The 21,839-nt window shown below is 70.3% G+C and carries 22 protein-coding genes; 10 read left to right on the forward strand and 12 right to left on the reverse strand.

Features of this window, described 5'->3' with window-relative positions; all coding sequences use genetic code 11:
• Positions 1 to 41 precede the first annotated feature (41 nt).
• A complete protein-coding gene (locus ACIBKY_RS11895; RefSeq protein ID WP_397096630.1) occupies positions 42 to 416 on the forward strand; it encodes a thioredoxin family protein in 375 nt (124 codons plus the stop codon).
• Positions 417 to 715: 299 nt separating this feature from the next.
• Here the strand turns inward: ACIBKY_RS11895 and ACIBKY_RS11900 are convergent, their stop codons facing one another.
• From ACIBKY_RS11900 to ACIBKY_RS11910, 3 genes are read right to left on the reverse strand one after another with little or no spacing between them, the layout of a single operon-like run.
• Positions 716 to 1,156: an SRPBCC domain-containing protein gene (locus tag ACIBKY_RS11900; RefSeq protein WP_397096632.1), complete on the reverse strand. Its 441-nt coding sequence runs from the start codon at positions 1,154 to 1,156 to the stop codon at positions 716 to 718.
• The gene (locus tag ACIBKY_RS11905; protein ID WP_397096634.1) at positions 1,146 to 1,487 is read right to left on the reverse strand and encodes an ArsR/SmtB family transcription factor; all 342 of its coding nucleotides are present in this window, start codon (positions 1,485 to 1,487) and stop codon (positions 1,146 to 1,148) included. The genes ACIBKY_RS11900 and ACIBKY_RS11905 overlap by 11 nt, the downstream gene beginning before the upstream one ends.
• Entirely contained in the window at positions 1,487 to 1,831 is a 345-nt protein-coding gene (locus tag ACIBKY_RS11910; RefSeq protein WP_397096636.1) for a VOC family protein, read from the reverse strand. The genes ACIBKY_RS11905 and ACIBKY_RS11910 overlap by 1 nt, the downstream gene beginning before the upstream one ends.
• Positions 1,832 to 1,921: 90 nt before the next feature.
• Between ACIBKY_RS11910 and ACIBKY_RS11915 the strand changes: the two genes are divergently transcribed.
• Positions 1,922 to 2,593: a permease prefix domain 1-containing protein gene (locus ACIBKY_RS11915; RefSeq protein WP_397096638.1), complete on the forward strand. Its 672-nt coding sequence runs from the start codon at positions 1,922 to 1,924 to the stop codon at positions 2,591 to 2,593.
• Here the strand turns inward: ACIBKY_RS11915 and ACIBKY_RS11920 are convergent.
• Positions 2,565 to 2,888, reverse strand: a complete 324-nt coding sequence (locus tag ACIBKY_RS11920; RefSeq protein WP_379626893.1) for a helix-turn-helix transcriptional regulator — start codon at positions 2,886 to 2,888, stop codon at positions 2,565 to 2,567. The genes ACIBKY_RS11915 and ACIBKY_RS11920 overlap by 29 nt on opposite strands.
• Positions 2,889 to 2,981: 93 nt before the next feature.
• Here ACIBKY_RS11920 and ACIBKY_RS11925 point away from each other — a divergent pair, with 93 nt between their 5' ends.
• From ACIBKY_RS11925 to ACIBKY_RS11960, 8 genes are all read left to right on the forward strand, one after another.
• Positions 2,982 to 4,145: a cytochrome ubiquinol oxidase subunit I gene (locus tag ACIBKY_RS11925; protein WP_397096640.1), complete on the forward strand. Its 1,164-nt coding sequence runs from the start codon at positions 2,982 to 2,984 to the stop codon at positions 4,143 to 4,145.
• Between the two features lie 10 nt (positions 4,146 to 4,155).
• On the forward strand, positions 4,156 to 4,887 hold the full coding sequence (locus tag ACIBKY_RS11930; protein ID WP_397096642.1) for a cytochrome d ubiquinol oxidase subunit II: 732 nt from the start codon (positions 4,156 to 4,158) through the stop codon (positions 4,885 to 4,887).
• Positions 4,888 to 4,893: 6 nt separating this feature from the next.
• Positions 4,894 to 6,618, forward strand: coding sequence for a thiol reductant ABC exporter subunit CydD (gene cydD / locus ACIBKY_RS11935; RefSeq protein ID WP_397096644.1), 1,725 nt, complete (start codon positions 4,894 to 4,896; stop codon positions 6,616 to 6,618).
• Positions 6,615 to 8,294, forward strand: a complete 1,680-nt coding sequence (cydC, locus tag ACIBKY_RS11940) for a thiol reductant ABC exporter subunit CydC (protein ID WP_397096645.1) — start codon at positions 6,615 to 6,617, stop codon at positions 8,292 to 8,294. The genes cydD and cydC overlap by 4 nt, the downstream gene beginning before the upstream one ends.
• A gap of 72 nt (positions 8,295 to 8,366) precedes the next feature.
• Complete coding sequence (locus ACIBKY_RS11945; RefSeq protein WP_397096646.1) at positions 8,367 to 8,993, forward strand: hypothetical protein; 627 nt, start codon at positions 8,367 to 8,369, stop codon at positions 8,991 to 8,993.
• Positions 8,990 to 9,298, forward strand: a complete 309-nt coding sequence (locus ACIBKY_RS11950) for a winged helix-turn-helix domain-containing protein (RefSeq protein ID WP_397096647.1) — start codon at positions 8,990 to 8,992, stop codon at positions 9,296 to 9,298. The genes ACIBKY_RS11945 and ACIBKY_RS11950 overlap by 4 nt, the downstream gene beginning before the upstream one ends.
• On the forward strand, positions 9,295 to 10,176 hold the full coding sequence (locus ACIBKY_RS11955) for an ABC transporter ATP-binding protein (RefSeq protein WP_397096648.1): 882 nt from the start codon (positions 9,295 to 9,297) through the stop codon (positions 10,174 to 10,176). The genes ACIBKY_RS11950 and ACIBKY_RS11955 overlap by 4 nt, the downstream gene beginning before the upstream one ends.
• A 9-nt stretch (positions 10,177 to 10,185) precedes the next feature.
• Positions 10,186 to 10,926, forward strand: a complete 741-nt coding sequence (locus ACIBKY_RS11960) for an ABC transporter permease (RefSeq protein ID WP_397096649.1) — start codon at positions 10,186 to 10,188, stop codon at positions 10,924 to 10,926.
• A 78-nt stretch (positions 10,927 to 11,004) separates the two neighbouring features.
• Here the strand turns inward: ACIBKY_RS11960 and ACIBKY_RS11965 are convergent, their stop codons facing one another.
• From ACIBKY_RS11965 to lon, 8 genes are all read right to left on the reverse strand, one after another.
• On the reverse strand, positions 11,005 to 12,225 hold the full coding sequence (locus ACIBKY_RS11965; protein WP_397096650.1) for a S1C family serine protease: 1,221 nt from the start codon (positions 12,223 to 12,225) through the stop codon (positions 11,005 to 11,007).
• A 150-nt stretch (positions 12,226 to 12,375) separates the two neighbouring features.
• Positions 12,376 to 13,899 (reverse strand): acyl-CoA synthetase, encoded by a 1,524-nt coding sequence (locus ACIBKY_RS11970; RefSeq protein ID WP_397096651.1) that lies wholly within the window; start codon positions 13,897 to 13,899, stop codon positions 12,376 to 12,378.
• Positions 13,900 to 13,917: 18 nt separating this feature from the next.
• Positions 13,918 to 14,934, reverse strand: coding sequence for a C39 family peptidase (locus ACIBKY_RS11975; RefSeq protein WP_397096652.1), 1,017 nt, complete (start codon positions 14,932 to 14,934; stop codon positions 13,918 to 13,920).
• A gap of 124 nt (positions 14,935 to 15,058) precedes the next feature.
• Positions 15,059 to 15,649, reverse strand: coding sequence for a hypothetical protein (locus ACIBKY_RS11980; protein WP_397096653.1), 591 nt, complete (start codon positions 15,647 to 15,649; stop codon positions 15,059 to 15,061).
• 164 nt (positions 15,650 to 15,813) lie between these two features.
• The gene (locus tag ACIBKY_RS11985; protein ID WP_397096654.1) at positions 15,814 to 16,647 is read right to left on the reverse strand and encodes a MetQ/NlpA family ABC transporter substrate-binding protein; all 834 of its coding nucleotides are present in this window, start codon (positions 16,645 to 16,647) and stop codon (positions 15,814 to 15,816) included.
• Between the two features lie 27 nt (positions 16,648 to 16,674).
• Positions 16,675 to 17,331: a methionine ABC transporter permease gene (locus tag ACIBKY_RS11990; RefSeq protein ID WP_397096655.1), complete on the reverse strand. Its 657-nt coding sequence runs from the start codon at positions 17,329 to 17,331 to the stop codon at positions 16,675 to 16,677.
• Between the two features lie 658 nt (positions 17,332 to 17,989).
• A complete protein-coding gene (locus ACIBKY_RS11995; protein WP_397096656.1) occupies positions 17,990 to 18,934 on the reverse strand; it encodes a methionine ABC transporter ATP-binding protein in 945 nt (314 codons plus the stop codon).
• 415 nt (positions 18,935 to 19,349) lie between these two features.
• On the reverse strand, positions 19,350 to 21,710 hold the full coding sequence (lon, locus tag ACIBKY_RS12000) for an endopeptidase La (RefSeq protein ID WP_397096657.1): 2,361 nt from the start codon (positions 21,708 to 21,710) through the stop codon (positions 19,350 to 19,352).
• Between the last annotated feature and the right edge of the window lie 129 nt (positions 21,711 to 21,839).

A 21,839-nucleotide genomic window follows, 5' to 3' on the forward strand; every position in this document is an offset into this window, starting at 1 on the left:
TGACACCGTTGCAACTTCAACGACGATACGAGGAGCCACTTGTGGCGACTATCGAAGTAACAGAGAAGAACTTCAACGACATCGCCGACAAGGGGATCGTCCTGCTCGACTTCTGGGCTGCGTGGTGCGGGCCTTGCCGTACCTTCGGGCCGATCTTCGAGAAGGCGTCGACGAAGCACGACGACATCACCTTCGGCAAGATCGACACCGAGGCCCAGCAGGCGCTGGCCCAGGGCTTCGAGATCACCTCGATCCCGACGATCATGGCCATCCGCGATGGCATCGTCGTTTACGCCCAGCCCGGTGCCCTTCCGGCTCCGGCCCTGGAGGACCTGATCGGACAGGTGCGCGCGCTGGACATGGACTCCATCCGGTCGGAGCTGGCCGAGGAGCTCAAGAAGGCCGACCAGGCCTGACGGCTTGACCCTCCGGACCTCGCCCTTCGTCGACGGCGAGGTCCTTCTCACGTCTCCGGGCAGAAGAGGCGCTCATCGCCCGGAGACGGCGGCGCCGGACCTCAAGACCCGGCGGGAGGCGGCCGGGGCTTCACAGCCGTGGCCACCTCCCCGCTTCGAGCGCCGCGCCGGCGAGAAGACCCCCACCCGGAGACCGGCGCAACCCACACGGCCGGGCCGGGCCGGGCCGGCGCGGCGCGGGGGGGCGGCGTGGCGCGGGGCGGCGTGGCGCGGGGCGGCGTGGCGCGGGGCGGGAGGGGTCAGGGGATGGTGGCCAGGAGTTCGGCGATCTTGGTGAAGTGGTGGGTGCGCCAGCCGCCGCCCATGATCTTGCGGCTGAACTGCTGGGCCGGGTCGTCCGGGTCGAAGCCCTCGTGGTCGAGGAAGACGCGGGTCCCCCTGCCCTCGCCCTCCAGGCGCCAGCTCACCGTCCAGTCGGCCTTCTTGCGGTCGCTCCAGCTGATCTTCAGGAGCTTCCCCGGCTCGATCTCCAGCACCCGGCAGTACACGATGCCGTCGAAGCCCACGTTCGGGCGTGGCTCGGTGGTGAAGGTGAACTCGTGGCCGATCTCCGGCCGGAAGCTGTTGGGCATCAGCCACTTGGCCATCAGCTCGGGGTCGGTGAGGGCGCGCCAGACCTTGGCGGGCGGGTGGGCGTAGAAGTGGTCGACGCGAATCGCGGTCAGGTCGTCAGTCATCATCCTGCTCATCCATCGTCTCGGGCATGTCGTCGAGGACCGTGCCGAGGGCGGTCAGTCTCTCCCGCCAGAACCGCTCGTACGGGCTGAGCCAGTCGCGCAGTCGCATCAGCGGCTCGGCCTCCAACCGGTAATGGCGCTCGCGTCCCTGGCGGGCTTCGGCCACCAGACCGGCGTCCCTGAGGACCTTCAGGTGCTCGGACACGCTGGGGCGGCTCATGTCGAACCGTTCGGCCAGCCGCCCGGCGGGCTGGTCCCCCTCACGCAGCAGGAGCTCCAGCAACCGCCGCCGCGCGGGACTGGCCAGCGCGGCGAACAGGGCGTCGGACGACATCAGCTCTGGCTGACGACGAAGCCGTTGCCGAACGGGTCCTGGAAGAGCAGCTGGCGTCCCCAGGGCTCGTCGGACGGGCCGTCGGCGGTGGTTCCCGCCGACCTCAGGCGCCCGGCCAGGTCGTCGAGGTCGGGCGCGGTCAGGATGAGGCCGCCGATCGGGGCCATCTCGGGGAACCACGAGGCGAGCAGCAACGTCGTCGTGCCGCCCTCCGGCGCGACGGTGAGCCAGCGGCCCATCGGGAACGGGTTGTCGGTCCTGATCGCCATGCCGAGGGGGCCGGTGTAGAAGGCCAGGGCCGTCTCCTGGTCGGAGACGGGGATGGTCACAGTGGAGATTTCCATGTCGGCCACTATACGTAGGAATTATCCTACATATCAATATCGGGGGAATCCCTGATGAGTCCCCGGGGCCGCCGTCCGTAGAATCGAGCCATGCTCATCGACGACTACGTGGCCGATCTGGGCCGGGCCCTGTACGGGCCGACGGGACCCAGGCGCGACATGGTCGTCGAGGCCCGTGACAGCCTGATCGACACGGCCGACGCCTACGAGGCGGACGGGCTGGCGCGCGAGGAGGCCGAGCGGCTGGCCGTACGGGAGTTCGGGAGTGTCGAGGAGATCGCGCCCGGCTACCAGAGCGAGCTGACGGCGTGCGCGGGGCGCAGGCTGGGCGGGCTGTTGTTCGTGAGCGTGCCGCTGACGGCGCTGGCCTGGGCGATGCTCTGGCGGGTGTTTCCGCTTGATCCGACCATCTGGGCGCAGAAGCCGGCCTGGTTCGGCGCGATCTCGCTGGCGCTGGACCTGCTGCAGGTCGCGGTGGGCGTGAGCGGCGGGCTGTCGCTGCTGGCACTCGGGCGCGGCGCGCGGCTGCTGCCCAAGGCGCGGCTGGTGACCCGGTCGCTGGGCGGGCTGGTGCTGGCCATGCTGGCGATCACCACGGTATTGGGCCTGATCCTGACGATCGGGGTGAAGGGGCCGATCGGCTTCACGGCCTATCCCCCGGGCGTCATGGTGACGGTCTTGAGCTACGTGCTGGCCGGTGTGCAGTTGTACTGCGCGGTGCGGTGCCTGCGCATCACGAGGACGGCCGTAGCACACCACTGATCGTGGCGGTGAACTCCCGCCAGGCGGATCGCTCGCCTTCGAGCTGCCGCCTGCCGGAGCCGGTGAGCCGGTAGGTGCGGCGTTTGCGGCCGCCGACCGTCGCCCATTCGCTGGCGAGGTATCCCACGCGCTCCAGCTTGCGCAACGCCGGATAGACCGTGCCCGTGGGCACGCTGAGCGCGCCGCCGCTGCGTTCCTGCAGGGCTTCGATGATCGCGTAGCCGTGGAGTGGCTCGTGCTCCAGTACGGAGAGCAGCAGGGCGTCCAGATGGCCGCGGAGCGCGTCCGGGTTCATGGCGACAATCCTAGGTTCCCGTTCGTCATATAGGCAGTCTACATGTAGGCTCCCTATATGTAGGCAGACACAACAACAACGGGGACGGAGTCCATGGAGGCACTGGATCTGGCGCGCACGCAGTTCGCGCTGACGGGTAGCCTGCACTTCCTGTTCGTGGTGCTCACGCTGGGACTGGCTCCGCTGGTGGCCATCCTCAACACGCGCTGGGTGCTGTCGGGCAAGCGGCTTTATGAGGGAATGACCCGCTTCTGGGGCCAGATCTACGTGATCAACTACGCCCTGGGCATCGTGACCGGGCTGGTGATGGAGTTCCAGTTCGGACTCTCGTGGAGCGGGCTGTCGCACTACGCCGGCGACGTCTTCGGAGCGCCGCTGGCCATGGAGACGCTGGTGGCGTTCTTCCTGGAGTCGACGTTCCTCGGGCTGTGGATCTTCGGGTGGCACCGGCTGCCCAAGAAACTCCACCTGGCCTGCATCTGGATCGTCACGCTCACCGCCTACGCCAGCGCGTTCTACATCATGGTCGCCAACTCCTTTTTGCAGAACCCGGTCGGCTCCGTCGTCAAGGGCGACCACATGGAGCTGGTCGACTTCGGTGCGCTGCTGACCAACCCCGCGCTGGTCCTGGCCTTCCCGCACATCATCGGGGCGGCGTTGTTCACCGGCGGCATGGTCTTCGTGGGCGCCAGCGCGTACCAGCTGAGGCGCCGCACCCACGAGGGGGAGTTCTTCACCAAGTCGCTGCGCACGGGCGTGACGACCGCCGCGATCGGCATCACGCTGGCGGTCGTCGCCGGTTACGGGCAGTTCGCCGTCATCGAGACCGACAAGTTCGACAACAACGTCGGCGCCGCCGTCGGGCTCGGCTTCATGATCGAGCTGGGGCAGCTGCTCTGGTTCGTGGTGATGCTGGTGATGCTGCCGCTGGTCCGCTGGCTGCCCACCTGGCGCTGGACCTACCCGATCCTCATCATCATGACGCCGCTGCCGTTCGTGCTGTCCATCCTCGGCTGGATGGCCAGGGAGATCGGGCGCCAGCCCTGGATGATCTGGGAGAAGCTCTCCGTCGCCGACGCCATGTCCCCCGGGCTCACGTCCGGGATGATCACCGCCTCTCTGATCGGGTTCGTCGCCGTGCTCGGCCTGCTGGCCGTCGTCGACTACGTCCTCATCGTCCGCGTGGTACGGCGCGGCCCCGCCGACCTCGCCCTCGGCGCCCCCGCCGAGGACCGCCGGCCGGCGATGAGCCTCTAGGAGCCTTCACATGGAACTGATCTGGTTCGTCATCTTCGCCGTGCTGCTGGCCGGCTACTTCGCCCTGGAGGGCTTCGACCTGGGCGTCGGCCTGCTGATGCTGGGCCGCCCCCAGGCCCGCAGGGACCGGATGGTGGCCGCCATGGCGCCGTTCGTGCTGGCCAACGAGGTGTGGCTGGTCGCGGTGGCCGGAGCGCTGTTCGGGGTCTACCCGATGCTGGAGGGACCCGTCCTGTTCGGGCTCTATCCGATCGTCGTGGCCATGCTGCTGTCCTGGGTGCTGCGTGACGCGGGACTGTGGTTCCGCCGCCGCATGGACGGCGCCGCGTGGCGCTCCTTCTGGGATCTCATGATCACGCTGGGCTCGCTCGGGCTGTCGGCCGGGTGGGGGGTGGCGCTGTACGCCGCGGCCACCGGGTTCACCGCCCCGTCGCCGCACCCGCTCGGACTGGGGCTCGGGGCGCTGCTGGCCGTGCTGTTCGCGCTGCACGGGCAGGCGTTCCTGAACTGGCGCGAAGGCGGGAAGGCGGCGCGGCTCCTGCTCACCGGCCTGGCCGCGGCGGCGCCCGTGATCGCCCTGCTCATCGGGTCGGCCGGCTTCCTCATGGCCTCCTCCGCGGCCGGTTCCAGCCTGAATGTGCTCAGTTTCATGGTGTTGCCGTTCGCGCCCATCATGGTCGGCGCGCAAGTATGGGTCTGGCGGACCTTCCGGGGCGCCATCCGTACTCCGTCGTTCTTCTGAGGACTCGTGCACAAAGATCTCCTGCGGCTCATGCGGGCCGAGCAGTCGGTGCGCAGGCATCTGGCCGTCACCCTGGCCGCCGCCACACTGGCGGGACTGCTCGTGCTCGTCCAGGCCGAGCTTCTGGCCGGGGTGCTGTCCGGCAGGTTCACGCTGGCCGCGCTGGGCGTACTGGCGCTGGTCGTCGGGTTGCGGGCGCTGCTCGGGTGGAGCCAGGGCGTGTTCGCCGGCCGTACCGCGACCGGGGTGAAGTCGGCGCTGCGCGAGCGGCTGCTCGGCCGGCTGCAGGAGATGGGACCCGCGCGCCTGGCCGGCCACCGCTCCGGTGAGCTCGTCACGCTGGCCGGGCGCGGGCTCGACCGGCTCGACCCGTACCTGACCGGCTACCTTCCCGCCATGGCGGTCGCCGGGGTGGTGCCGCTGGCGGTGCTCATCCGGTTGTTCGCCGCCGACCTGGCCAGCGCGGTCATCGTGCTGGTCACGCTGCCGCTCATCCCCATCTTCGGCGCGCTGGTCGGCATGCACACCAAGGCGACCACCGAGCGGCAGTTCCACGCGCTGGCCAGGCTCGGCGGGCACTTCCTCGACGTCGTGCGCGGCCTGCCCACGCTGCGCGCCTTCGGCCGGGCCCGCTACCAGGCCACCGTCATCGAGCAGGTCGCCGACGCGCACCGGGGCGCCACGATGCGCACGCTGCGGGTGGCGTTCCTGTCGTCGCTGGTGCTGGAGCTGTGCGCGTCGCTGTCGCTGGCGCTCGTGGCGGTGCCGATCGGGCTCCGGCTGCTGGGCGGCAACCTCGACCTCACCACCGCGCTGCTCGTCCTGCTGCTGGCGCCCGAGGCCTACCTGCCGCTGCGGATGATGGGGACCCGCTTCCACGCCTCGATGGAGGGTGTGGCGGCGGCCGACGCGGCCTTCGCCGTACTGGATAAAGCCGTACTGGATAAGGCCGTACTGGATGAAGCCGTACTGGATGAAGAGGTGAAGCCCGCGTCCGCGCCGGCGCGCACGGAGCGCGGCGAGGGGCCGCCGGAGATCCGGCTGGAGAACGTCACCGTCCGCTACCCCGGCCGCGAGGACGCGGCGCTGGAGGACGTCTCGCTCGTGATCGCGCCCGGCGAGCGGGTCGCGCTGGTCGGCGAGAGCGGCGGCGGCAAGAGCACGCTGCTGCACCTGCTGCTCGGCTTCGTCTCCCCCGCCTCCGGACGCGTACTGGTGGGCGGGCGCCCGCCGGACACCCCCGACGAACTGGCGTTCGTGCCGCAGCGCCCGCACCTGTTCGCGGCCTCCGTCGCCGACAACATCCGCCTCGGCGCCCCCGGCGCCACCCTCGCCGAGGTACGGCAGGCCGCCAAGGCCGCCCACGCCGACGCCTTCGTCGAGGCCCTGCCCGGCGGGTACGACACCCCGGTGGGCGAGCGAGGCGCCAACTTCTCGGCGGGCCAGCGCCAGCGCATCGCCCTGGCCAGGGCGTTCTGCCGCCCCGGCGCCACGGTCCTGCTCCTGGACGAGCCCACGGCCCGCCTCGACGGCCGCAGCGAGGCCGCCGTCGTGGAGGCCACCGCCGCCCTGGCCGAGGGGCGTACCGCGGTCATCGTCGCCCACCGGCCCGCCATGATCGACCTGGCCGACCGGGTGATCCGCATCCACGCCGGCCGGGTTCTGTCCGACACCCGCCGCGACGCCACCACCGTGGCGGGCTCCGGCGACGACGTGAGGGAGATCCGGTGAAGCGGCGCATGGGCCTGCGGATCGTCTGGGCCGTGCTGGCCGGGGCCGCGGCCGATCTGGCCGGGCTCGGGCTGATCGCCGCCGCCGCGTGGCTGATCACGCGGGCCGCCGAGCAGCCGGAGCTGGCCGCGCTGAGCGTGGCGATCGTGGCCACCCGCGCCTTCGCCACGAGCCGCGGCGTCTTCCGCTACGCCGAACGCCTGACCGGCCACGACGTCGCCCTGCGTGCCCAGGCCGAGACCCGCGAACGGCTCTACGGCGCGCTCATCGCGCCCCAGCGGCCCAGGCACGGCGGCGCGGACCTGCTCAGCCGCATGGTCGACGACACCGAGGCGGTCCAGGACCTGCTGGTGCGCGTCCTGCTGCCCGCGACGGCCGCCCTGATCACCGGCGCGGCGGCGGTCGTGATCGCGCTGACGCTGGCGCCGTTCGCCGCGCTGGTGCTGCTGGCGGGCCTGGTGGTGGCCGGCGTGCTGCTGCCCGCGGGCACGGCCGCCGCCGCGCGCCGCTGGTCGGCCCGCCTGGCCCCGGCCAGGGCCGCGCTGGCCGAGCGGGTGGCCGACCTGGTGCACGGCTCGGCCGACCTGGCCGCGTACGGGGCCGGTGAGCGTGCCCTGGCCAAGGCCATGGAGGCCGACGCCGAACTGGCCGCGCTGGAACGCCGCCAGTCCCGCGTGCACGCGGCCTCGCTCGGCGTGGGCACGCTGGTGCAGGGCCTGACGGTGGCGGGGATCGTCCTGGCCGCCCGTGCGGCCGGCGCGGACACGGTGGCGACGGCGGTGCTGGCGCTGACCGCGCTGGTGTCGTTCGAGCCGGTGCTGCCGCTGGCCGCGGCGGGCGAGCGCATGGCGGGCATCACCTCCGCGCTGCGCCGCCTGCGCGAGGTGCGCTCGGCTCCCCCGGCCGTCACCGAGCCGCCGGCTCCGGCCGCGCTGCCCGGCGGGCCGGTGACGGTCGAGGTCGACGACCTCGTCGTACGGCACGCGCCCGGCGCGCCCGCGGCCGTGGACGGCATCTCGTTCACGCTCGAACCCGGCAGGCGCGTGGCCCTGGTGGGCCCGAGCGGCGCGGGCAAGAGCACGGTCCTGGCGGCCCTCATGCGTCTGCTGGAGCCGGAGTCCGGCAGCGTCCGCGTCAACGGCGTGAACACCGCGGAGCTCGACTCCGGCCAGGTGAGAACGCTGATGACCGGGCTCACCCAGGATCCGTACATCTTCCAGACCACGTTGCGCGACAACCTCCGGCTGGCCGGTCCCGACGCGACGGACGACGAGCTGGCGCGTGCCGTACGCGATGCCCGGCTTGAGCAGTGGGTGAGCAGGACCGGCTGGGACGCCGAGCTCGGCGAGGACGGCAGGACCGTCTCCGGCGGCCAGCTGCAGCGCCTGTCCCTGGCCCGCGCGCTCCTGTACGACCCGCAGGTGCTGCTCCTCGACGAGCCCGCCGAGGCCCTGGACGAGGAGACGGCCGACGCCCTGATGACCGACCTGCTGGACGTCACCCACGATCGCACGACGCTGCTGGTCACCCACCGTCTCAAGGGCCTGGAGCAGGTGGACGAGATCATCGTCATGGAGCACGGCCGGGCGATCCAGCGCGGCCGCCACGACGAGCTGGTCGCCGTCCCCGGCTACTACCGCGACCTCTGGCAGTCGGAGGCGCTCACCCGCCGCTGAGCCCTCAGGTTTGCATCGCAAACTCCTCTGGTTTATAGTTCAAACCAGTTTGAGTGAGCGAGGAGTTTGGCGATGACGGACGAAGAGGCCCCACCGACCCCCGCGGAGATGCTGCGTCTCATCGAGGAGCAGCGGACGGCGGCCATGCGCAGGTTCGTGCCGGACCCGCTCCTCATGTACGTGCCGTGGGGCGTGGCCTGGTTCGTCGGCTTCGGCACGCTCTTCCTCGGCCAGGGCCTGGCCGGGGACGGGAACGGGCTTCTGCCCATCACCTGGCAGGTCGGGCTGACGGTCCTCTGGGCCACCCAGATCATCGCCTTCGTCCTCATGATCATCGCCCTCCTCCGCTCCGGCGGCCACATCAAGGGCGAGTCCGAGGCACGCGGCGCGATGTACGGGCTGGCCTGGTTCGTCGGCTTCAACGCCATGGGCATCATCGCCACGCGCTTCGTCCCGCTTCTCCAGGAAGACACCATCGGGCCGTTCTACACCTCTCTGTTCATGCTGGTCGCCGGGCTGCTCTACATGGCCGGCGGCGCGGTCTACCGCCTGTGGCCGCAGTTCCTGCTGGGCGTCTGGGTCGTGGTGGTCGACGTGGTCGGCACCGTGCTGGGTGGCGGCTGGATCTACCTGCTGCTGGCGGTCCTCGGAGGTGGCGGCGCCGTCACCACCGGCCTGTGGCTGCGGAGGCAGCGGTGAACCACGAGCTCGACCCCGTCATCCACGCCCAGGCCAGGCTCAAGGTGGTGGCGACGCTCAGCACGCTGGCCGACGGCGACCGGCTCGCCTTCCCCGGCCTGAAGGACGTGCTCGGCATGACCGCCGGCAACCTCTCCGTCCACCTGTCCAAGCTCGAAGAGGCCGGCTACGTGGAGATCACCAAAACCCACAAAGGCCGCACCCCCGTCACCTACGTCGCGCTGACCAAACGCGGCAGGGCGGCCTTCGACGAGTACACCAAAGCGATCCGCGCCCTGCTCGACACCGCTGGAGGCACCACATGAGCGTTCTCGCGCGAACCATCGACGTCACCCGGCGCTACGGCGGCGTGCTCGCCCTCGACCGCGTCTCGCTGGAGATCCGCGCCGGTGAGCTCGTCGGCCTGCTCGGCCCCAACGGCGCCGGCAAGTCCACCCTCATCAACCTGTTCGTCGGCCTGCGCCGCCCCACCTCCGGCACCGTCGAGCTGCTCGGCGGCTCCCCCTCCGACCCCCTGGTACGGCGCGGCATCGGCGTCACCCCGCAGGAAACCGGCCTGCCGGAGGCGCTGCGTGTGGGCGAGGTCGTCGGCTTCGTCACCAGCCACTACCCGAAGGCCCGTCCCAAGGGCGAGCTCCTGGAGCGCTTCGGCCTGGCCGACCTGGACCGGCGCCAGATCGGCGGGCTGTCCGGCGGCCAGAAGCGCCGCCTGGCCGTGGCCCTCGCCTTCGCCGGCGACCCTCGGCTGGTCTTCCTCGACGAGCCCACCACCGGCCTGGACGTCGAGGCCAGGCGCACCCTCTGGGACGGCATCCGCGCCTTCCACGAGGACGGCGGCACCGTACTGCTGACCAGCCACTACCTGGAGGAGATCGAGGCGCTGGCCCAGCGGGTCATCGTCGTGGCCCAGGGCCGCGTGCTGGCCGACGACACCGTCCGCGCGGTGCGGGACATGGTCGGCGTGCAGCGCGTCTCGCTGACCGCCGCCGCCCTGCCGGAACTGCCCGGCGTGCTGTCCAGCGAGCGGGACGGCGAGCGCACCCACCTCATGACCGCCGACGCCGACCACCTGGTGGTGGCGCTGGTCCGCAGCGGGACGCCGTTCACCGGCCTGGAGATCCGGCCGACCTCTTTGGAGGAGGCCTTCCTCCACCTGACCGCCCCCGAGCCCGTCACCGCCTGAGGAGTGCGCATGTCCAGCTTGATCCTGGCCCACACCCGCTACCTGATGATCGAGCAACTGCGGGTGCCGATCGGTCTCGTGGCCAGCTCCTTCTTCCCCGCCGCGACGATGCTGGCGTTCGTGGTGCCGTTCGCCGGCGACGACCCGGTCAACGCCACGCGGGCCACGGGCTCCATGATGCTCTTCGGCGCCATCTCCGCCGCGCTGATCTCGCTGTCCATCTCGGTGTCACAGGATCGCGAGCAACCCTGGAACCCCTACCTGCGCACGCTGCCCGCCGGGCCGCTGCCAGCCTTCGCCGGCCGGATCGTGACGACGGTGATCGCCATGTTCATCTCGGTGATCCCCGTCCTGATCATCGCCGCCGCCTTCACCACGGCCCAGATCACCCCGCTACGGCTGGCGCTCGCCCTGGGCGCGCTGGCCGCCGCGACGATCCCGTTCATGCTGCTGGGCCTGTTCATCGGCTACATGATGCCGTCGAAGGGGGCGATCGCGGTGTCGCAGGTGGCGTTCTTCCCGCTGGCCATCCTGGGCGGGCTCCTGCTGCCGCTGCAGATGATGCCGTCGTTCGTCCAGACGCTGTCGCTGTTCCTGCCCAGCAGGGGCGCCGGTGAGCTCATGTGGTGGGCCGTCACTGGCGTGGCTCCGAACGTGACCGCCCTGGTGACGCTGGCCGTCTGGATCGTCGTGACGGCCGCGCTGGCCGCCTGGGCCTACCGCCGTGACGAGGGGCGCCGCTTCGCCTAGCCGCCGCCCCGGGTACGAACGGGGGTGCGCCGCCGAGTCCGCAGCGATCTCGACGGCGCACCCGTCCGTGAGGGGGTCCTATTTCTTCTCTTCGAGGGTAACGGTCACTTCGCTCTGCTTCCCGTCCCTCATGTATATGATCTTGACCTGTTGGCCCGGTTTGAAACCTCTGACCTGTCCGACCACCGTATCCCCACCATCGACCGGCTTGTCGCCGATTCGCGTGATGAGGTCGCCTTGCTTCAGTCCGGCCTTGGCAGCGGGGCTGTTCTCGGTGATCTGGCGCACCAGCGCCCCGGGCACGTCCCCGGTGGCGTCGGTCACGCTCACGCCGAGGAAGGCGTGCTTCACGGCTCCCGTGGCGGCGAGCTGGTCGGCCACCTGCTTGGCGGTGTTCACCGGGATGGCGAAGCCCAGGCCGATGCTGCCGTTGCTGCCGTTCGTGGCGATCGCGGTGTTGATGCCCACCACCTGGCCGGCGGCGTTGACGAGCGCGCCGCCCGAGTTGCCGGAGTTGATCGAGGCGTCGGTCTGGATGGCGCCGCCGATGCTGGTGGGCGGGGCGGAGTCCTGACCGCCGCGGCCCCAGCCGGGCGGAATCTGCTGCTCCTGCTCGCCGCCGACGTTGAGCGTGCGGTCCAGCGCGCTGACGATGCCGGAGGTGACCGTCCCCTCCAGGCCGAGCGGGCTGCCGATGGCCAGGACGGCGTCGCCGACCTTCAGCTGGTCGCTGTCGCCGAGCTCGGCCTTGGTCAGCCCGGAGACGCCCTCGGCCTTGATGACGGCCAGGTCCGTGGACGGGTCGGTGCCGACGACGGCGGCCTTGGCGGTCTTGCCGTCGCTGAACTTGACCGACAGCGGGCTTCCCTTCCCGTTGGCGGCGACGACGTGGTTGTTGGTGAGGATGAGGCCGTCCTCGGAGAGCACGACGCCGGATCCGCCGGCGTTCTGGCCCTGGATCATGACGACCGACGGCTGTACCTTGGTCGCCACCTCACTGATCGTCATCTGGTTGGAGGCCGGCTTGAAGGCCGGGCTCGGCGCCGACTGGACGATCTGCGGCGTCTGGAAGGCGCTCGTGATGGCCGCCCCCGCGACACCGCCGCCGATCGCCATGGCCGCCAGCGCCAAGCCGGCGATCGCCTTCTGCCCCCCGGTGAAGCCCGGCTTCCTGGCCGCGGGCGGCGGCGGGGGCGGCGGCGTCAGGATCGCCGTGTCCTGGCTGGGGAAGCCCCCGGCGGCCGGCGGCTTGGCGCCGAACTGGGTCCAGCCCTGCTCGCGAGGCTCGTTCGCGTCCATCGTCATCTCCTCAAGTCCCGATGCCTCAAGGGTGCCAATGTCGCTGTTAAGGCAGCTTAAGCCGGTGATCAGAGGCTTCTGAACGGGCTGACGCGGGCCTTATCCGCCCTGGTCGGATGAGTCAGGGGCGGTGAGATTCTCATGCGATTCTCAGGCCGGCTTCGGCCAGTACTCGTCGCGGAGCAACCGTTTGTAGAGCTTGCCGGTGGGATGGCGGGGCAGCTCCTCCCGGAAGTCCACGGATCTGGGGCACTTGAAGTGGGCCAGCCGGGCTCTGCAGTAGGCGATGAGCTCGGCCTCCAGCGCGGGTCCCGCCTCGTTCAGGTCGGCCGGTTGCACCACGGCCTTGACCTGCTCACCCATCTCCTCATCCGGTACGCCGAAGACCGCCACGTCGGCCACTTTGGGATGGAGGGCCAGAACGTTCTCCGACTCCTGGGGATAGATGTTCACGCCGCCGGAGATGATCATGTAGGAACGGCGGTCGGTGAGATAGAGAAAGCCCTCCTCGTCCAGGTAGCCGATGTCGCCGAGGGTGGTCCAGCCGCGGCCTCCCGGGTCCTGGGCGGCGCGGGTCTTGCCGGGATCGCCGTGGTATTCGAAGGTGAGGCCGTCGGAGAAGTAGATCGTGCCGTGCTCGCCGGGCGGCAGGTCGTTGCCTTCCTCGTCGAGGATGTGCACCTTGCCCAGCAGGGAGCGGCCGACGGTGCCCTTGTGCGCGAGCCAGTCCTGGGGGCCGGCGTAGAGGAAGCCGTTGCCTTCGGTGCCGGCGTAGTACTCGTGGACGATCGGGCCCCACCAGTCGATCATCTGCTCCTTGACGGGGACGGGGCAGGGGGCGGCCGCGTGGATCGCGAACTTGAGACTGGAAATATCCCGCTTTGTCCGCTCTTCTTCGGGAAGTTTGAGCATTTTGATGAACATGGTGGGCACGAGCTGCGAGTGCGTGACGTGATGTTTCTCGACAAGTTCCAGGTAGCGGACCGGGTCGAACTTCTCCATCACCACCACCGTCGCGCCCAGCCGCTGGAAGGTCATGCAGTAGCGCAGCGGCGCGGCGTGGTAGAGCGGCGCGGGCGAGAGGTAGACGCTGTCCCGCTCCGGCGCGAACAGGAACGACACCAGGTTGAACAACGCCCCCGGCTCGTCCAGCGCCGCGTGCGACAGTTTGGGCTTGACACCCTTCGGCCTGCCGGTGGTGCCCGAGGAGTAGAGCATGTCGGCGCCCTGCGACTCGTCCTCGATCGGCGTGACCGGCTGCGTGGCCACCGCCTGCTCGTAGGAGTCGAAGCCGTCGGCCACGCCGTCCAGCATGAGGCGTAGCCGTACGCCGGTCACGGCCTGCGCCACCTCGGCCAGTTCCACGCTGGTGATGAAGACCTGGGCCTCGCAGTTGTCCACGATGTAGGCCAGTTCGCCGGCCTGCAGCCGGGAACTGACCGCGGTGTAGTACAGGCCGGATCGGTGCGCGGCCCAGGCCACGGCCAGGAAGAGCGGATGGTTGGGCAGCATGAACGCGATGTGGTCGCCCGGCCGCAGCCCGGCGGAGCGGAACAGGTGGGCCAGCCGGTTCGACTCCTCGTCCAGCCGGCGGTAGGTGAGGACCTCCCCGGAGCCCGCCATGATCACAGCGGGCTTGTCGGGGGTGACTGCTGCGATGGCTCCCGGGTACATGAACCGAACGATATTCGGTTAAGCGCCGGCCCGGAAGGGCCTGATGACGTAGACGGTGCCCGTACTGGAACGTTGCCAGGCTCGTTCGAAGGCCTTGCGCGGGTAAATCGCCCGCACGCCACGCACCGCCGGGTCGTTGGCGATGACGTCGCCGTCGCGGGTGAAGCCGGTGACGACCATGAGGTGGCCGTCGGAGGCGTACCCGAGTTCCTCGCGGGTGAAGGCCAGCGAGGTCACGACCGGCACCCCCGCGGCGACCAGGTCTTCGACCTCGGCCAGCGAGCGCATCCTGGCCACCGACGCGTCGAGTCCGAAACTTCCGGCATAGGCGGTGTTGAAGGCCCAGTTGCCCGTGCCGCCGTACGCCTTGTCGAAGGTGTGCCGGGCCGCGTGGTCGACCGCCGGGTCCGGGTCGGAACGCGGCACCCAGGACATCTCCCCCGGCCGCGGCCCCTTCTTCCAGTAGGCCAGCACCATCGCGGTGGCGGTCGGGCTACACCACGCCGCGCCGCCGTGGCCGGCGTGCGCGAGCTGCGACTTGCGCGGCACCGCGAGCTCCCGCCCCCACGCGCGCCCGCCGCGGGCCCGCGTCCCGCCCGCGCGCGAGGCCACCGCGCCGAGCGTGCGGATCTCCGGCAGTACGGCGGAGCCCGGCCGCCGATACAGCGACACGCGCAGCCGGTAGGCGCTCACCGCCCGCCCCGCCTTGAACACGTCGGCGGCGACCCGCCCCTGGGCGTCGGCCTGCCCTTTCACGGTGGTCCGCACGCCGTCGTAGGACCAGCGGCCCATCACGTACCACCCCGATCCGGGCACCCGCAGCTCCACCCTGACCCAGCTGCCCGGCGGCGTCGCCGCGGTCCACGAGGGCACGATCTCGGTGGCGTTGAACCCGATCCGCCGCATCGGCCCGGTCCAGCGGGCCACCTCCCAGGCGCCCGCCCGGACGAAGCCGCCGGCCACGACGCCGGCCTCCCGCTGGTAGACGACCCGCCCGTCTCCCGCCTGCCCCGGCATCACCATCAGTATCGCCATCAGAATGCGCACCATTGATAAATGGCCGCATTCGCGCATATCCCACCCCAAAATTTCTCCCAGGTACGGCGAAGCCGCGATCTCGACGGGGAGAGATCGCGGCTTCGCCGCCCAACCGCGGGGATCAGGAGAAGTGGTACACGGGCTGCCAGCCCGAGTGGTGGCTCTTCGGCCCGAAGAAGCCGCCCCGGCTCACGTCCACGTAGATGTGCGCGGCGTTCTTACCGGAGAACGAGTAGTGCTTCGGGTTCTTGGTGCAGTTTCTGAAGTTCTTGAAGGAGGTCGAGCCGTCGAAGCCGACGACCTTGAACGTCTCCCACGCGCACTTCTTGCCGCCCCACCACTTGGTGTTGGTGAGCTTGCTGTCGACGGTGTAGAAGTAGTGGTGCTTCCACTTCCACACCTTCTTCTTGACCTTCTCCACGACCCACTTGCAGTGCTTGTTGCCGTGCTTGTCCTTCCAGCAGATCTGCTTCTTGACGTGGAAGGTCTTCCAGTACCAGAACTTGTACGGCTTCTTGTCGACGCTGACGTGACCTTCGGCCTTGGACTTGTGGTCGCTGGAGAAGTAGGGCCCCCAGTCCGCCTCGTAGTAGGACGAGGCGGTCGTGGTGGCCGACGTGGTCGCGGTCGTCGCGCCGGCGACGGCCGGGGCGGCTACGGCGGCCATGGTGGCCGCCGCGACGCCGATCAGGATTCGTGAGACGAATCGCACTTCGAGGTCCTCCTCGGGAGAGGTGGTGCTGACTCGTCATTGGTACGCCGCGGGGATTGCCGAACACTTTCAAATTACTTGATAAGGCGCTTTTCCCGATCTTTGACAAATAATAAAGATCCCCCTCCGGATATCGCCGTGGAGGGGGATCTCGACTTTCCGGGTCACTCGGCCGGGATGACCGCGCCCGCGTACTTGCTCTTGATGAACTCCTTGACCTTCGGGTCCTGCAGCAGCTTGCCCAGCGTCACGACACCCGCATCCTTTTCGTGGCCTTCCTGCACGACCAGGCCGTTGACGTACGGGTTGCCCTCGGTCTTCTCCAGCACCAGCGCCTGGGAAGCCGGCTTCAGGCCCGCCTCGATGGCGTAGTTGCCGTTGATGACCGCCGCGTCGACGTCCTCCAGCGAGCGGGGCAGCAGCGGCGCCTCCAGCGGCTTGAAGGTCAGCTTCTTCGGGTTGCCGGTGACGTCGCGCTCGGTGGCGGCGGTGCCGACGCCCTCCTTCAGCGTGATCAGGCCGTTGTCGGCCAGCAGCTTGAGCGCGCGGCCGAGGTTCGTGGCGTCGTTCGGCACCGCGACGGTCGCCTCGTTCGCCAGCGCGGCGACGTCGGTGATCTTCTTCGAGTACAGGCCCAGCGGCTCCAGGTGGACCGGGGTGACGAAGCTCAGCTTGGTGCCCTTGGACTTGTTGAAGTCGTCCAGGTACGGCTTGTGCTGGAAGAAGTTGGCACCCAGCTGGCCCTCGTTGAGCTGGACGTTCGGCTGCACGTAGTCGGTGAACTCGACCACCTCGAGGTTCAGCCCCGCCTGCTTGGCCAGGTTGTCCTTGACGAAGGTGAGGATCTCCCCGTGCGGCACCGGGCTGGCGCCCACCTTGAGCACCGTGTCGGCCGACTCGGCCGCCGGCTGGGCCGAGCTGGTGGCGGACTGCGACGTACCGCATGCGGCGAGCAACAACGAGAGGGCCGCGACGCCCACGAAAGCGCGAATCTTCATATTGATCTTCCTTTTGATGTGAAAGAACTACTTGTGCGACATACGGCGCGCGACAAGGTCCCCGAGGCTCTGGATCAGCTGCACGAGCACGATGAGCACCACGACCGTGGCGACCATGACCTGCCCCTCGAACCTCAGATACCCATAACGGACGGCCAGGTCCCCGAGCCCGCCGCCACCGACGGTCCCCGCCATGGCCGAGTACCCGACCAGCGCGACCACGGTGACGGTGATCCCCGCGACGATCCCGGGCAGCGCCTCGGGCAGCAGAACCTTCCGCACGATCGCGGTACGGCTCGCGCCCATGGCCTGGGCCGCCTGGACCACGTCCCCGCCGACCTCGCGCAGCGCCGTCTCCACGAGCCGCGCGAAGAACGGCACCGCACCCACGGTCAACGGCACGACCACGGCGACGGTCCCGATCGTCGTCCCCACGACCAGGCGGGTGAACGGGATGATCGCGATCATCAGCACGATGAACGGCAGCGACCGCCCGACGTTGACGACCGCCCCGAGCACCGCCTTGAGCGCCGGAACCGGCCGCAGCCCGCCCCGATCGAAGACGACCAGCGAGACGCCGAGCGGCAGCCCGAGCACCACGGTGAACAGAGTGGCCAGCCCCACCATGGCCGCCGTCTGCCCGGCACCTTCCCAGAGCAGCGGAACGATCTCATCCCAGGTCACAAGACCCCCTCCCCCGGCTTCCCGGCCGCCAGGGCAGCCCTCGTCCTTCCGGCCGCAAGGCCCGGCCCGACCAGCCCGGCCCCACGCCGCACCACGACCCCACGGCGCGCCACCACCGCCCGAGGCACCACGACCCCACGGCACGCCACGACCGCCCGAGGCACCACGACCACCCGAGGCACCCGGCCTTCCGGAGCGTCGCCACAAGCCAGAGCGGGGCGGCCCGAAGCAGCCCCTTGCCATCGGGCCCCGGGCCCTTGCGGCGCCGGGTCGGCGAGACGCGGTGCGGCGGAGACCGGCGCGACACGCACCCACCCCGGCCCGCGTTCCCGCGCCGAGACGGCGGGATGGTGGCCGGTGGTGGGCGGCGCGGCAGGTGCGGCGGGCGGCAGGGGCACGGCGGCGGGCCAAGCCCGCGTCGTGGCGGCGGGGACCACGTCCGACGTGCGCGGCGCTCGGATGATCGGCGCGAGCCCACGGCGGCGGGCGGCGCCCACCTGGCCCCGCCGTACCGGATGAGCGCGAAGAACGGCCACTAGAACGGGACGAGCGCCTAGGACGGCCACCCGAACGGGAAGAGCACCAACGACGGCCACCCGAACCGGAAGAGCACGAAGACCGGCGGGCCGCCGCGACGGACGGGCGGCATGGGAGTGGGTCACGGGGCCACCTCCACGAGCAGGCCCTTGTCGCGCAGGTATGAGAGCGCGGCCGGGTCGCCGGAGAGGGTGACGCGCAGGCGGCCCACACGGGAGCCGGCCAGGTCTTCGATGGCGCCGCCCAGCACGTTGACGTCGGCGTCGAACTTGCGGACGACCTCCGAGATCACCGGCTCGTCGGCGTGGCCGGTGAAGGTGAGGGTGATGTCGCCCGGTGACGGCGCGGGCAGGGGGAAGATCTCGCGGGTCAGGCGCGAGAGCGGGGTGCGGATGAGGCCGGCGATGGTGCCGGATTCCTCGATGCGGCCGCCGGCCATGATGGCCACCGAGTCGCAGACCGCCTTGACGACGTTCATCTCGTGGGTGATCAGCAGGATGGTGAGGCCGAGTTCGGTGTTGAGGCGCTTCAGGAGCGCCAGGATGGAGTCGGTGGTGGCGGGGTCCAGGGCGGAGGTGGCTTCGTCGGACAGCAGGACCGCCGGGTTGCCGGCCAGGGCCCTGGCGATGCCGACCCGCTGCTTCTGGCCGCCGGACAGCTGCCTCGGGCGGTCGGCGCCGCGCCCGCCGAGCCCGACGAGGTCGAGGAGCTCGGCCACGCGGCGTTCGCGTTCGGCCCGGGGCACGCCCATGACCTCCAGTGGGAACGCCACGTTGCCCGCGACGGTCCGCGACGACAGCAGGGCGAAGTGCTGGTGGATCATGCCGATGCGCTGGCGGGCCTGGTTGAGCTCGCGGTCGCCGAGCCGGGTCAGGTCCTGGCCGTCGACGGTGACGGTGCCGGCGTCGGGGCGTTCGAGGAGGTTGACGCAGCGCAGCAGCGTGCTCTTGCCGGCGCCGCTCTGGCCGAGCACGCCGAAGATCTCGCCCTTGCGCACGTGCAGGTCGACGCCGTCGAGCGCGGCGGTGTCCCCGTACTGCTTGCGCAGGCCAGAAGCCTGGATCACGAAATTTCCCCATCACGGATGGCGACCACGCGCCGGCGGGCCGCTGAGACGAACTCAAGCTGGAACAGGCTGGTGAGGGGGAATGGCTAGCGCGTGCCGGGGTGGAAGGGCAGGTGGCTGAGCCTGCGCAGCACGTAGCTGGGTGGTGCGATCATGAGGAAGTACCTTCGGCGAGAACGGGCGGGCGGGTCGCTCAGCGGGCCGGACAGGCCATCGCCCGCATTCGGCGCATGCCCCGACACATGATGTCGCCCATGGCGCTCATGTCTGTCGTGTATGCCTCGTTCACGCTGGTGCCAACGACCTCTTTACCGCGCCCTATTCCCCCGGCCCGTTGTGAGCTGCCTCACGGGGAACGCCAAGCTGCCCCGCCGTACCAGATCCAGCTGGTACGGCGGGGCAGGAACGGGAGGCGTCAGGCGGCCGCGGAGGCGGCGACCTTGGCCGGGGCGAGGGCGATGTCCAGGACCTCGCGCACGTCGCCGACCGCGTGGATGGTCAGCTCGTCGCGGATCTCCTGGGGCAGATCGTCCAGGTCGGGCTCGTTGCGGGCCGGGATGAGCACCGTGGTGATGCCCGCCCGGTGCGCCGCGAGCAGCTTCTGCTTGACGCCGCCGATCGGCAGGACCCGCCCGGTGAGGGAGATCTCGCCGGTCATCGCGACGTCGTTGCGGACGAGGCGGCCGGACAGCAGCGAGGCCAGGGCGGTGGTGAGCGTGACGCCCGCCGACGGACCGTCCTTCGGGACGGCGCCGGCCGGGAAGTGCACGTGCACCGACCGGTCCTTCAGCGCGGTGACCGGCAGTTCCAGCTCCGCGCCGTGGCTGCGGAGGTAGGACAGGGCGATCCTGGCCGACTCCTTCATCACGTCGCCGAGCTGGCCGGTGAGCGTGAGCCCGGTGTCGCCGGTCTCGGGGTCGGCCAGCGACGCCTCGACGTAGAGGACGTCGCCGCCCGCTCCGGTGACCGCCAGGCCGGTGGCCACGCCGGGCACCGAGGTGCGCTGCTTGGACTCCGGCAGCGACGACTCGGGCACGAACCGCGGACGGCCGAGGTAGTCGACGAGCGCCTCGGCGCTGACCGTGACGGGGACCTCGTCCTTCGCCGCGATCTTGCGGATCACCCGGCCGACCGCGCGCTCCAGGGAGCGCACGCCCGCCTCGCGGGTGTACTCGGTGGCCAGGCGGCGCAGCGCGCCGTCCTCGAAGGAGATCTCCGTGGCCTCGAAACCGGCCTGCTTGAGCTGCTTGGGCAGCAGGTGGTCGCGGGCGATGGCGAGCTTCTCGTCCTCGGTGTAGCCGTCGAGGGTGACGACCTCCATACGGTCGAGCAGCGGCCCGGGGATGGCCTCCAGGACGTTGGCCGTGGCCAGGAAGAGCACGTCCGACAGGTCGAGCTCGACCTCGAGGTAGTGGTCGCGGAAGGTGTGGTTCTGGGCCGGGTCGAGTACTTCGAGCAGCGCCGCGGTCGGGTCGCCCCGGTAGTCGGCGCCGACCTTGTCGACCTCGTCGAGCAGGACGACGGGGTTCATGGAGCCCGCCTCCCTGATCGCGCGGACGATGCGGCCGGGCAGCGCGCCCACGTAGGTGCGCCGGTGGCCGCGGATCTCGGCCTCGTCGCGTACGCCGCCGAGGGCGACGCGGACGAACTTGCGGCCCATCGAGCGCGCGACGGACTCGCCGAGCGAGGTCTTGCCGACTCCGGGAGGACCGGCGAGGGCGAGGACGGCGCCGCTGCGGCGGCCGCCCACCACGCCGAGGCCCTTGTCCTGGCGGCGCTTGCGCACGGCCAGGTGCTCGATGATGCGGTCCTTGACGTCGTCGAGGCCGGTGTGGTCGGAGTCCAGCACCTCACGGGCGCCGTTGATGTCGTAGGTGTCGTCGGTCCTGGTGTTCCAGGGGATGTCGAGGACGGTGTCGAGCCACGTGCGGATCCAGCCGGTCTCGGGCGACTGGTCGGAGGTCCGCTCCAGCTTGTCGACCTCCTTGAGCGCGGCCTCGCGCACCTTCTCGGGCAGGTCGGCGGCCTCGACGCGGACGCGGTAGTCCTCCTCCTCGCTCTCGGCCGAGTCGCCCTTGAGCTCCCTGAGCTCCTTCTGGACGGCGGCGAGCTGCTGGCGCAGCAGGAACTCGCGCTGCTGCTTCTCCATGCCCTCCTGGACGTCCTTGCGGATCGTCTCGGCGACGTCGAGCTCGGCGAGGTGCTCGCGGGACCAGTCGACCAGCTTCGCGAGCCGGTCGGCCGGGTCGGGCGCCTCCAGCAGTTCGACCTTCTGCGCGGTGGTCAGCCACGGCGTGTAGCCGGAGCTGTCGGCCAGCACGGAGGGGTCGTCGATCTGGTTGACCTGGTCGACCACCTGCCACGCGCCGCGCTTCTGCAGGATGGTCGTGGCCAGCGCCTTGTACTCGCGGGCCAGCTCATGCGCCTGCTCCCCGGCCTCCACGCGGTCGACGCTGTCGGCCTCGACCCACAGGGCCGCGCCGGGCCCGGTGGTGCCGGTGCCCACGCGCACGCGGTTCACGCCGCGTACGACCGCCGCCGGCTCACCGCCCGGCAGTCTTCCGACCTGCTCCACCACGGCCTGCACGCCGATCGCGCCATATCTGCCGTCGATCCGGGGAACGAGAAGCACCCGTGGCTTGTTGCCACCGGATGCCTGGGCGGCGTCTATCGCGGCACGCACCTCGGAGTCAGACAGGTCGAGCGGCACCACCATTCCGGGCAGGACGACCTCGTCGTCCAGCGGCAGCACCGGGAGGATCAGCTTCTCACTCATGCGAACTCCAAAGGGTTGAGTTATACCGACTCAATTCATCAGAGCCTCTGATTGTTCCCAAGCTTGCCGATGTTCGCTCACGGCGATCGTAATCATGTAAGTACCCCTTGAGAGTGACGCGGGCTACCT

Source organism: Nonomuraea sp. NPDC050394, from assembly GCF_044459065.1.
Taxonomy (GTDB): domain Bacteria; phylum Actinomycetota; class Actinomycetes; order Streptosporangiales; family Streptosporangiaceae; genus Nonomuraea.